Genomic DNA, 11,187 nt, shown 5'->3' on the forward strand with positions numbered 1-11,187 from the left:
CCGGCACGGGCCACCGCGCCTGCTTCCCTTTCTTTTCCTTCCTTCCCTTATTGGGAGCCGCTCATGCCGAACACCTGGGACGCCCCACCGATCGACACCAGCCTGCCTTCAGCCATCGGGCAGGCCTCCGACGAATCGCGCGCCGTGCTGGCGGCTTGCATCAGGACCGCCAAGAACCAGCGCTGCTTCTATGACGCCGATCGGCAAAGTCCGGAGCACTTCAGAGCGTCCTTGGCGTACTACAACCGGGCGAGGTATGAGCTGTTCAGCACCTTTCAGTGGCTGATGGAGATGCTGCCGGATGAAGGGCCCGATGCGCCCGTCCGCCGCGACATCAAGCAGCGCGCCGGCGACTTCACCCGACTGCCGATGGGCATGACAGCGCAGAGTGCGCGCCTGTTCGGCGATGGCAAGCGGGATCTGCTGGCGCTGCCTCAATGGCAGAGAGAAGGAGACGTTGAGCGATGCCTGCGCGTGGTCCGCAGCGAAGCCGCCCATCGAGCCAATGAGTCGCAGGCGTGGCTCTCTGAACGCGAGCGCGAGGAGGCCATCGATTCCGAGGTCCAGGTCGCGCTGAACCGGCTGGGCATCGCCTGCTCCGTCGGTGGATCGTTCAAGCCGCGACCCTCGGGACTGATCGACCTGTCGACCGACGGACTGGTGGCGCTGCTGCTGAAGATCGAAGCCGACGAACAGATCGGCATCCAGCGCGCCGGCTGAGGCCGCCGTTCCGCTATCCCTCACATCCCGTACATCGCCGCCTGATCGAAGGGCGTGAGCTCCGCCGCCAGCGCATCCAGGAACAGCCGGGTGCGCAGCGGCATCAGGCGGCGCTGCGGGAACACCGCCCAGCAGGTCGAGGGCTCCGCGCACCAGCCTGGCAGCACCCGGACCAGCTCGCCGCGATCGACGAAGGCCTGCGCGTACTGGTTGCCGACCCAGGTGATGCCCAGCCCCGCCCGAGCCATCTGCAGCAGCATGTCCGGCGCGTTCACCAGCGTGCGGCGCTCCGGCACGCCCACCCACTCCCGTCGCTGATCGGCCTGACCGTCGACGATGCCGAACAGCCGCCACGGCAGCGGCTCCCCCGCGCGGCTCAGGATCATCAGCCCGTGCATGCTGATCAGGCCCTCGGGCAGTTGGGGCTCGCCATGCCGGCGCAGATAGTCCGGCGACGCATACAGACCGCTGCTGAACATCGCCATCCGCCGGGCCGCGAGCTGGCTGTCCGGTGGCAACTGGCCCATGCGCAGCGCGATGTCGAAGCCCTCGGCGATCAGGTCCACCCGGCGCGGCGACAGGTCCAGCTCCAGCTGGACTTCCGGGTAGTCGCCGACGAAGCGGCTCAGCATGGGCGTGAGCATCTGATGTGCGAAGTCCGCCGGCATCGAGACCCGAAGCCGACCGGTGGGACGCTGTTGCCGGTGCAGCGCCAGCGCCAGCGCGCCGTCCACCTCGCCCGCCAGCACCCGCGCGTGTTCCAGCACGCCCTGGCCGAAGTCGGTCAGCGTCAGCCTCCGCGTGCTGCGCTGGAGCAGCTTCTCGCCCAGCCGCTCCTCCAGCGCCGCGATCCGGCGCGAGACCGTGGACTTGGGCAGCTGCAGCCGCTCGGCGGCCCGGCTGAAGCTGCCGCTCTCGATCACGCGGGCGAAGACCAGCAGGTCGTCGGCGTCAAGGCTCATGAGAGAGCGCTCCGATTGTTCGTGCAATGGAACAATCTTATCCAGATCCTTGGCTTCCGGGCTCATGGGGCGATCAATACAGTTCAGTCATCCCCTCTCACCGGCCCTACCGGCCATCACCGAACCCGGAGCAACGCACCATGAACATCCTGCAAATCAACTCCAGCGCCCGCCGTCTGCATGAAGGCCAGGGCTCCGTGTCGACCCTGCTGGCCAATGAGGTCGTGCAAGGTCTGGTCGAGCGCAACCCCGGCGCCCAAGTGCATGTGCACGACCTGGCCGTGCGCCCGCTGCCGGCGATGGACGAAGCCACGCTGGGCGCGCTGTTCACCCCGGCCGACGCCCGTACGCAGGCGCAAGCCGACCGGGTCGCCTTCAACGACCAACTGATCGCCGAGCTGCAGGCCGCCGACGTCGTCGTGCTGACCGCGCCGATGATCAACTTCGGCGTGTCCTCGCAGCTGAAGAACTGGATCGACGCGGTGGCCCGCGCCGGCGTGACCTTCCGCTACACCGCCACCGGCCCGGAAGGCCTGCTGACGGGAAAGAAGGTCATCGTCGTCAGCAGCCGCGGCGGCGTGCACCGCGACCAGCCCAGCGACAACATCGTTCCCTACCTGAAGGTCACGCTGGCCTTCCTGGGCATGAAGGACGTCGACTTCGTGCTGGCCGAGGGCCTGAACATGGGCGAGGAAGCCGCGGCCAAGGGCCTGGCCAGCGCCCGTGAAGAGATCGCCGCCATCCTGGGCGAAGCCCAACCGGCCTGAGCCTGAGGGAAACGCCGAAGCATCCGCATCATCCAAGCAAAGGAATTCATCATGATCGCCGCCACCCCTGTCACCACCATCACGACGCCCCGCCAGGTCGAGCGCCTGGTGCAGGGCACGGCCACGCGCGACGGCGCGGGCGTCAAGCTGACGCGCGTGCTGACGCACGACCTGCAGCGGCGCCTGGATCCTTTCCTGATGCTGGATGCCTTCGGCACCGACAACGCCGACGACTACATCGCCGGCTTCCCCGACCACCCGCACCGCGGCTTCGAGACCGTGACCTACATGCTGGATGGCCGCATGCGTCATCGCGACTCGGCCGGCAATGAAGGTCTGCTCGGTCCCGGCGGCGTGCAGTGGATGACCGCCGGCCGCGGCGTCATCCATTCGGAACTGCCGGAGCAGCAGGAAGGCCGCATGGAAGGCTTTCAGCTGTGGCTGAACCTGCCGGGCCGCGACAAGATGCGCGACCCCTGGTACCGCGACATCCCGAGCGAGGAGATCCCCGAGCTCGCGCTGCCCGGCGCCCAGGTGCGCGTCATCGCCGGCGAGAGCCATGGCGTGACCGGCGCGGTGCAACGCGACGCCACGCAGCCGACCTACCTGGACATCCGCCTGGAGCCGGGCGTCCGCTTCGAGCAGGCGCTGCCCGCGACCCACAATGCCTTCGTCTACGTGTACCGCGGCGCGCTGCGCTTCGACACCGGATGCCTCGTGAACAGCGGCCGCATGGCGATCCTGGCCAACACGCCGGGCTCGGACGGCGTGCGGCTGACCGCGTCGGAGGAGGGCGCCCGCGTGATCCTGATCGCCGGACAGCCGCTGGGCGAGCCCATCGCGCAGTACGGTCCGTTCGTGATGAACACCGAGGGCGAGCTGCTCCAGGCGGTGCGGGATTTCCAGGCGGGCAAGTTCGCCTGAGCCGCGGGCGCCCGTGGCGCGCCATGACCGGTCCGCGAAGGCCGGCCCCGGCGCCTCGATGACAGCGGAAGGCCGTCGCGATGCGACGGCCTTCGTGCTTTCCGCGCCCCCTGGCCTCGCGGCCGGGACGGCCGTTACTGCGGCGCCTTGAGGGGCGGCACGACCGGGGCTTTGAGACGCGGACCGTCGAAGCCGTGCACCGCGCCGAAGCGGCCTCCGTCCTCGCTGGCGTTCCACTCTTCCGCGTAGACGAGCATCTCCTCGCGCGAGCGGCCGACGAAGTTCCAGAACAGCAGCACCGGCTCCCCGAAAGGCGGGCCGCCCAGCAGCAGCGCGCGGCTCTTGCCACCGCCCGTCAGCAGGTGCAGCGACTGCGCGCCCGGCGCGAGGTAGAGCAGCTCGCCGGGCTTGCTCATGCCGGTGGATTCGCCGTCCACGGTGACCGACAACTCGCCCTCCAGCACCATCAGCCCGTACTCATGGTCGGGACGCAGCGCCAGCGTCGCCTCGGCGGCGCGGGTCGCGCTCAGGTCCATGCCCAGCAGCGGCGTGTGGCTGGGCACCGGCGAGCGATGGCCGCCGAAATCGCCCACCAGCAGCATGGTGTCGAAGCCGCCGGTGGCGAAGGACGGCAGCTCGGGGAAGTGTTCGAACAAGGGCGGGCAGTCGCGCACCGCGTCCGGCAGCGCGATCCACAGCTGCGCCAGTTGCAGTCGGTCGGACTGCGATTCCTCGGTATGGCTGATGCCGCGGCCGGCGGTCATGAGGTTCACCTGACCCGGACGCAGCATCTGCAGGGAGCCCAGGCTGTCGCGGTGCAGGACCTCGCCCTCGATCATCCAGCTGAAGGTCTGCAGACCGGTGTGCGGATGCGGGCCCACGCGCATCGCGGTGGTCGGCGTGAGGTCGGCCGGACCGGCGTGGTCGAGGAAGCACCAGGCGCCGACCATGCGGCGTTTGGCGGTGGGCAGCGCGCGGCGGATGGTCAGGCCGCCGACGTCGCCCAGGTGGGCAGTGAGGCGCTCCCAGCGGGCGGGAGGCGGGTCGAAGGGCGAGGTGCCCGGGGCGGTGTCGTGGGGTGTGTCGCTCATGGGGCGGCTCCTTGGGAGAGATCGTCGAGGATGGGGCAGTCGGGGCGGTCGTCGCCGTGGCAGCAATGCGCGAGCTCGGCCAGCGCGCGGCGCATGGCCTGCATCTCGGCCATGCGGCGGTCCAGGTCGGCGATGTGGGACTCGGCGATGCGCTTGACTTGCGCGCTGGCGCGGCGGCGGTTCTGCCAGAGCTTGAGCAGCTCGGCGATCTCCACCATCGAGAAGCCCAGATCGCGCGCGCGCCGGATGAAGCGCAGCGTGTGGACCTCCTTCTCGCCGTAGAGGCGGTACCCGGATTCGGTGCGGGCCACGGGGGGCAGCAGGCCGAGCGATTCGTAATGGCGCAGCATCTTGGGCGACACGCCGGAGCGCTCGGCCGCCTGGCCGATGGTGAGCGGCGCGGCGGCGGTGGAGGCGGTCATCGCGAGGCTCCTTTCCAACGCTTGAGCAGCAGCGCGTTGCCGAGCACGGACACGCTGGACAGCGCCATCGCGGCGCCGGCGATCACCGGGCTGAGCAGGCCCAGCGCGGCCAGCGGCACGCCGAGCAGGTTGTAGACGAAGGCCCAGAACAGGTTCTGGCGGATCTTGGCGACGGTGGCGCGGGACAGCGCGATCGCGTCCGCGACCAGACGCGGATCGCCGCGCATCAGGGTGATGCCGGCGGCCTCGATGGCGACGTCGGTGCCGCCGCCCATCGCCAGGCCGACGTCGGCCGCGGCCAGCGCGGGCGCGTCGTTGATGCCGTCGCCGACCATGGCCACGCGCGACCCGGCGGCGCGCAGCTCGGCGACGATGCGGGACTTGCCTTCGGGCAGGAGCTCGGCGCGTACTTCGTCGAGGCCGAGCGACGCGCCGACCGCGGACGCCGCGGCGGCGTTGTCGCCGCTCAGCATCAGCGTGCGCAGGCCCATGGCGCGTAGCTGCGTGATGGCCTCGGCGGAGCCGTCCTTCACGCGGTCGCCGAAGGCGAGCATCGCGAGCAGGGTTGGGGGGGCGGCATCGTCGGACGCGGCCAGCCATGACAGCGTGCGGCCTTGCGCGAGGGCAGCGTCGGACTGCGCGCGGAGAGGGGTCAGGTCCACGCCGAGCTCTTCCATCCAGCGGCGGCTGCCGAGCAGCAGGTGGGTGGATCGAGCGCGAAGACCCTCTCCCCCGCCCTCTCCCGCAAGCGGGAGAGGGAGTGAGCGGGCGTCATCCGCTGCAGCAAGCGGGAGAGGGAGTGAAGGCGCGCCATGCTCTGCAGCAGGCGAGGGCGAGGGCGAGGGCGAGGGCGAGGGCGAGCGTGCGCCGTGCCAGTCGCGGACGCGACCGCCGATGCCGCGTCCGGCGGACGCGCGCAGCTCGCTGGCGACCGGCACCGTGAGGCCGCGCTGTGCGGCGGCATCCCGAACGGCGCGCGCCAAGGGGTGCTCGCTGCCTTGTTGGAGCGCCGCCGCGAGGGCGAGCGCATCGGCCTCGTCCTGACCAGGCGCCGCGATGAAATCGATCAGGCGCGGCTTGCCTTCGGTCAGCGTGCCGGTCTTGTCGAATACGACCAGATCGACGCCGCGCGCGTGTTCCAGCGCCTCGGCGTCCTTGACCAGCAGGCCGCGGCGCGCGGCCACGCCCGTGCCGACCATGATCGCCGCCGGCGTCGCCAGACCCAGCGCGCAGGGGCAGGCGATGACCAGCACCGCGACCGCATGGATGAGCGCGCGTTCCCAGTCGCCGGTCGTCAGGCCCCAGCCCAGCAGCGTGACCGCGGCGATCACCAGCACCGCCGGCACGAAGACCGCACTGACCTGGTCCACCAGGCGCTGGATCGGCGCCTTGTGCGCCTGCGCCGACTCGACGAGCCGCACGATGCGCGACAGCGTGGACTCCGCGCCCAGCGCGGTGACCTCGATCAGCAGCAGGCCTTCGCCGTTGACGGCGCCGCCCACGACGCGGTCGCCCTCGAGCTTCTCGACCGGCAGGCTCTCGCCGCTGATCAGCGACTCGTCGACCTGGCTGCGGCCCTCGTGGATGCGGCCGTCGGCGGGGATGCGCTCGCCGGGACGAACGACCATCAGGTCCTTCAGGCGCAGGCGCGCGATCGGGAGATCGATGTCGGCGCCGTCGCGGCGCACGCGGGCGTGTTCTGGCCGCAGCTGCTTGAGCGCGGCGATGGCGCTCAGGGTCTGGCGCTTGGCGCGGCCCTCCAGCCACTTGCCCAGCAAGACCAGCGTGATCACCGCGGCGGCGGATTCGAAGTAGAGCGCCGGACTCATGGGCCCGTCGCGCAGCAGCTCATAGACGCTCAAGCCGTAAGCGGCGCTGGTGCCGAGCGCGACCAGCATGTCCATGTTGCCGCTGCGGTCCTTGAGCGCCGCCCAGCCCGCGCGATAGAAGCGCGCGCCCAGCCAGAACTGCACCGGCGTGGCCAGCGCGAGCTGCCACCAGCCGTCGATCATCCAGTGCGCGCCCCACAGCATGCCGATCATGGGGGCGACCAGCGGCAGCGACAGGGCGGCCGCGATCAGCACCGGCCAGCCGGTCGAGGACCAAGCGACGGGGCGGGGCGCGTCCTCGCTCTGGTCCGCCAGCGGCTGGGCCTCATAGCCCGCCTTGACGATGGCGGCCACCAGGGCGTCCGCGCCGACGCCGGGGGCGCGCACGGTGGCGGTCTCGGCGGCGAGGTTGACCTCGGCCAGCTCCACGCCCGGCACCTTGCGCAAGGCGCGTTCGACGCGGTTGACGCAGCTGGCGCAGGTCATGCCGGAGACGGCGAACTGCAACTCCGCGCCGTCGGGCGCGGCGTGCGGGGCCGGCGAGGGAAGAGGGGTGGTGGTGGCGGTGTTCATGGCGGAAGTCTCAAGCTTGCCATGATGGGAAGGTCAAGGCCATGCCCCGTTCGAGAGAAAGGGGCATGACGGTCGGCCGACTCCGCGCACTCGCGCATCGAGCGCCGAGCGCACGCGGCGGGTGCGACCTTGACGCCGGTGGGGTGACAGGTGGCATCGCGGTTGACCTTGCCACGATGGCAAGGTTTAACCTTCGGGCCACTGTTCAAACCAGGAGTCTTCTCGATGCATGAATTCAAGTTGCCCGACATGAGCTGCGGCCACTGCCGCGCCGCGGTGACCGAGGCGGTCAAGGAAGTCGACGCGCAAGCCGAGGTCGTCGTCGACCTGAGCGCGAAGACCGCGCAAGTGAACAGCGCCGCCACCCGCGAGCAGCTGGTGGCGGCGCTGACCGAGGCCGGCTACCCGCCGGCCTGAGCGCGGCGACCCGGTGACCTGAGCGCTGATCTTCAACGGTCCCGGACCGTGGCGAACCCCTCTCCCGCAGCGCGGAAGCGCTCCCCGCACCGCGGTCAGGCCCCCTCTCCCGCAGCGCGGAAGCGCTCCCCGCACCGCGGTCAGGCCCCCTCTCCCGCAGCGCGGGAGCGCCTCCCGCAGCGCGGTCAGGCCCCCTCTCCCGCGGCGCGGGAGAGGGCGGGGGAGAGGGTCTTCAGGCCTTCTTGAGCGCCTCCGTATCAAACGGCAGCTGTCGCAGCCGCTTGCCAGTGGCCGCGAAGATCGCATTGGCCACCGCCGGCGCGATCGGCGGCGTCCCCGGCTCCCCGATGCCGCCCGGCGCCGCATCGCTCTGCACGATGTGCACCTCCACCTTGGGCATCTCGTTCATGCGCAACACCGGGTAATCGTGGAAGTTGCTCTGCTCCACTTTCCCGTCCTTGAAGGTGATGCGCCCATACAGCGCCGCCGTGAGCCCATACACCACGGCCCCCTCGATCTGCCGCGCGATGGTCTGCGGATTCACCGTCTGACCGCAGTCCACCGCCGCCGTCACCTTGTGCACCCGGATCGCCCCGTCCTTGCCGACCGAGACCTCCGCCACCTCCGCCACATAGGTGCCGAAGCTCTCCGCCACCGCCAGGCCGCGGTATCGGCCCTTGGGCGCGGGCTTGCTCCAACCCGCCTTCTCCGCCGCAAGCGCCAGCACCCCGCGCGCGCGCGGCTGCTGCTCCAGCAGCCCCAGCCGGTACTTCAGCGGATCCGCCTTGGCCGCATGCGCCAGCTCATCGATGAAGCTCTCGATGAAGAACGCGTTCTGCGAATGCCCCACCGAGCGCCAGAACCACACCTGCGGACCCGGTTCCGCGCGCCCATAAGCGATGCGCTGATTCGGAATCGCATACGGATGGTCGGCCAAGCCCTCCACGGCCATCGAGTCGACGCCGTTCTCCGGGATCTTCATGAAACCGGAGGCCGCCATGATGGACGGGCTGGCCACGTCGGCGCGCAGCATGCGGGGCTGGCCCTTGTCGTCCAGACCGGCCTCGAAACGCACGCGTGAGGTCGGCCGGTAATAGCCGGCGGCCATGTCGTCCTCGCGGCTGTAGATCAGCTTGACCGGGCTGCCGCTGAGCTTGGACAGCAAGGTCGCGTCGATGGTGAAGTCCGGCGCGAAGCGGCGTCCGAAGCCGCCGCCCAGCAGCAGCGTGTTCACCTTGACCTTGGCCGGGGTGACCTGCGCCACCTGCGACAGGATGCCCTGCGCCGGGCCCTGGCTCTGCGTGCCGGCCCAGATCGTGACCTCGTCCCCGCGCACCCAGGCCAGGCAGTTCAGCGGCTCCATGCAGGCGTGGGCCAGATAGGGCACCTCGTACTGCGCCGAGACCTGTCGGGCCGAGGTCGCCGCGCCGTCCTTGACGTTGCCTTCCTCGCGCGCGATCGCGGTGGCGTTCTGCAGGCCGTCCTCCAGCGCCGAGGACACCTTGTCCGAGGACAGATTGGCGTGATCGCCTAGATCCCACTCGACGGCCAGCGCATCGCGGCCCTGCTTGGCGGCCCAGTAGCCGTCGGCCAGCACCGCCACGCCCGACGGGATCGCGATGACCTTGCGCACGCCCTTGACCGACTTGGCCTTGGCCTCGTCAAAGGCCTTGGGCTTGACGCCGGCGATCGGCGCTCGCGCCATCACGGCCACCAGCATGCCGTCGACCTTCGCATCGATGCCGAACTTGGCCGTGCCGTTGATCTTGGCCGCGCTGTCCAGGCGCCGCGTGGGCTTGCCCATGATGCGGAAGTCCTTGCGGTCTTTCAGCGCGGGCTTGTCCGGCACCGGTTGCTGCGCTGCCGCCGCGACCAGCGCACCGTAGCCCAGCTTGCGGCCGTCCGGGGCGATGACCTGGCCGCGCTCGGTGCGCAGCGAGGCGGCGTCGAGCTGCCATTGCTTGGCCGCCGCCGCGATCAGCATCTGCCGCGCGGCCGCGCCGGCTTGCCGCACCGGTGTCCAGTGCGCCCGCACCGTGGTGCTGCCGCCGGTGGCCTGCATGCCGAACATGGGGTTGTTGTAGGCGGTGTTGGCCGGAGCCTGCTCGACCGAGACCAGCGCCCAGTCGGCGTCCAGCTCCTCGGCCACCATCATCGGGATCGCGGTCAGCACGCCCTGGCCCATCTCGGCCGAGCCGCACACCACGGCGACCTTGCCGTCCGGCGTGATGCGCAGCCAGGCGCTGGGCGCGAAGGTGTTGCTCGGCGCCGCGGCGTCGGCCGACTGCGCGAGCGCGCGCCCGGCGGCGAGCGGCAAGGTGAAGGACAGCGTCAGCGCCGCGCCGCCCTTGAGCAGGGAGCGGCGCGAGGTCGACGCCGGCGAGCCGGCCTCCGACGCGGAGGCGGACGCGGCCAGGCTCGCCGCGTGTTCGAAGGTGATGCCCATGATCAGCCTCCCTTCGCCAGCGTGGCCGAGGCGTCGTGGATCGCCGCCCGGATCTGGTTGTAGGTGCCGCAGCGGCAGACGTTGCCGCTCATGGCGTTGTCGATGTCGGCGTCGCTGGGCATTTTCTTGCCGGCCAGCAGCGCGCAGGCGCTCATGATCTGGCCGCTCTGACAGTAACCGCATTGCGGCACGTCGATCTTCAGCCAGGCCGCCTGCACCGCGCGACCGGCGCGGGTGGCGCCCACGCCTTCGATGGTGGTGATCTTCTTGCCGGCGGCCGCTTCCAGCGGCGTCTGGCAGGCGCGCACCGGTTGGCCGTCCAGGTGCACGGTGCAGGCGCCGCACAGCGCCATGCCGCAACCAAACTTGGTGCCGGTGAGCTGCAGATCCTCGCGCAGCGCCCACAGCAGCGGCATCTGCGCGTCGGCTTCCAGCGTCACCGCCTGGCCGTTCACGGTCAATGAGATGGACATGGGGGTCTCCTCCTGGGGGATGGGGAAGGCGGCGGCGCTCGGCCTCGGGCGCCTTCCGGGTCGGGAACCGGCGCAGCCTATCCCTTTCAGGATGCGAACGTGAGAGCACCCGCCCCAAGCCCGACCGGGGCACTCGTCCCCGGCTGAAACCGATCATTCGCGCACCGTTTTGAGGCTGGCCGTCGCTACCAAACCGACATCAAACTGTCGTCCGATACTCGGTTTGTGTGCGATTCGCGGGTTATCCCGCATGAAAGTGCGGTCACCGCACCTGAATGGTGCCTGCTTGTGTCAGAAGGGTTTTCCCTCGGTTTCAGCGAGATGACCGCCCATGGAACCGGCTTCATCTGTCGCTTTTGAAGCATTGGGGCGACAGCCGCCCGAATTCGGTGAAGAGTGAATGCGACGGCGTGAACCTTTGTTGCTGATCTGCAATAGGTGACGAGGCGCCGGGGCCGGGAGGCTCCTCAGAATCCGCCCCCTTGCGTGCCCACCCGGGAAACCCCCAGGGCGCGCCGCCCGCCCGGCGCCGCATCCGGCGACCGGTTTCCTCGGCCCACAAG

General features: G+C 70.3%; 10 protein-coding genes. 4 read left to right on the forward strand and 6 right to left on the reverse strand.

Annotated elements, in window-relative coordinates; all coding sequences use genetic code 11:
- The first annotated feature begins 63 nt into the window (after positions 1-63).
- Positions 64-720: a hypothetical protein gene (locus ABDW59_RS12115; protein ID WP_343630071.1), complete on the forward strand. Its 657-nt coding sequence runs from the start codon at positions 64-66 to the stop codon at positions 718-720.
- A gap of 20 nt (positions 721-740) precedes the next feature.
- Here the strand turns inward: ABDW59_RS12115 and ABDW59_RS12120 are convergent, their stop codons facing one another.
- The gene (locus ABDW59_RS12120) at positions 741-1,682 is read right to left on the reverse strand and encodes a LysR family transcriptional regulator (protein ID WP_343630073.1); all 942 of its coding nucleotides are present in this window, start codon (positions 1,680-1,682) and stop codon (positions 741-743) included.
- Positions 1,683-1,822: 140 nt separating this feature from the next.
- Between ABDW59_RS12120 and ABDW59_RS12125 the strand changes: the two genes are divergently transcribed.
- Complete coding sequence (locus tag ABDW59_RS12125) at positions 1,823-2,449, forward strand: NAD(P)H-dependent oxidoreductase (protein WP_343630074.1); 627 nt, start codon at positions 1,823-1,825, stop codon at positions 2,447-2,449.
- A 51-nt stretch (positions 2,450-2,500) separates the two neighbouring features.
- The gene (locus ABDW59_RS12130; protein ID WP_343630075.1) at positions 2,501-3,373 is read left to right on the forward strand and encodes a pirin family protein; all 873 of its coding nucleotides are present in this window, start codon (positions 2,501-2,503) and stop codon (positions 3,371-3,373) included.
- Positions 3,374-3,507: 134 nt separating this feature from the next.
- On the opposite strand, the gene ABDW59_RS12135 is transcribed toward ABDW59_RS12130, so the two are convergent.
- The 3 genes from ABDW59_RS12135 to ABDW59_RS12145 are packed head-to-tail and all read right to left on the reverse strand — an operon-like array spanning position 3,508 to position 7,288.
- Positions 3,508-4,464: a pirin family protein gene (locus ABDW59_RS12135; RefSeq protein WP_343630077.1), complete on the reverse strand. Its 957-nt coding sequence runs from the start codon at positions 4,462-4,464 to the stop codon at positions 3,508-3,510.
- Positions 4,461-4,886 carry a Cu(I)-responsive transcriptional regulator gene (gene cueR, locus ABDW59_RS12140; RefSeq protein WP_343630078.1) on the reverse strand — a complete coding sequence of 142 codons (426 nt, stop codon included), beginning with the start codon at positions 4,884-4,886 and terminating at the stop codon, positions 4,461-4,463. Before cueR ends, ABDW59_RS12135 begins: the two co-directional genes overlap by 4 nt.
- Entirely contained in the window at positions 4,883-7,288 is a 2,406-nt protein-coding gene (locus ABDW59_RS12145; RefSeq protein WP_343630079.1) for a heavy metal translocating P-type ATPase, read from the reverse strand. Before ABDW59_RS12145 ends, cueR begins: the two co-directional genes overlap by 4 nt.
- 225 nt (positions 7,289-7,513) lie before the next feature.
- Here ABDW59_RS12145 and ABDW59_RS12150 point away from each other — a divergent pair, with 225 nt between their 5' ends.
- Positions 7,514-7,705, forward strand: a complete 192-nt coding sequence (locus ABDW59_RS12150) for a heavy-metal-associated domain-containing protein (protein WP_343630080.1) — start codon at positions 7,514-7,516, stop codon at positions 7,703-7,705.
- A 232-nt stretch (positions 7,706-7,937) separates the two neighbouring features.
- On the opposite strand, the gene ABDW59_RS12155 is transcribed toward ABDW59_RS12150, so the two are convergent.
- Entirely contained in the window at positions 7,938-10,151 is a 2,214-nt protein-coding gene (locus tag ABDW59_RS12155) for a xanthine dehydrogenase family protein molybdopterin-binding subunit (protein ID WP_343630081.1), read from the reverse strand.
- A 2-nt stretch (positions 10,152-10,153) separates the two neighbouring features.
- Positions 10,154-10,624 (reverse strand): (2Fe-2S)-binding protein, encoded by a 471-nt coding sequence (locus ABDW59_RS12160; protein WP_343630082.1) that lies wholly within the window; start codon positions 10,622-10,624, stop codon positions 10,154-10,156.
- Positions 10,625-11,187: the final 563 nt, after the last annotated feature.

The organism is Roseateles sp. (assembly GCF_039595295.1).
Classification (GTDB): Bacteria; Pseudomonadota; Gammaproteobacteria; order Burkholderiales; family Burkholderiaceae_C; genus Roseateles.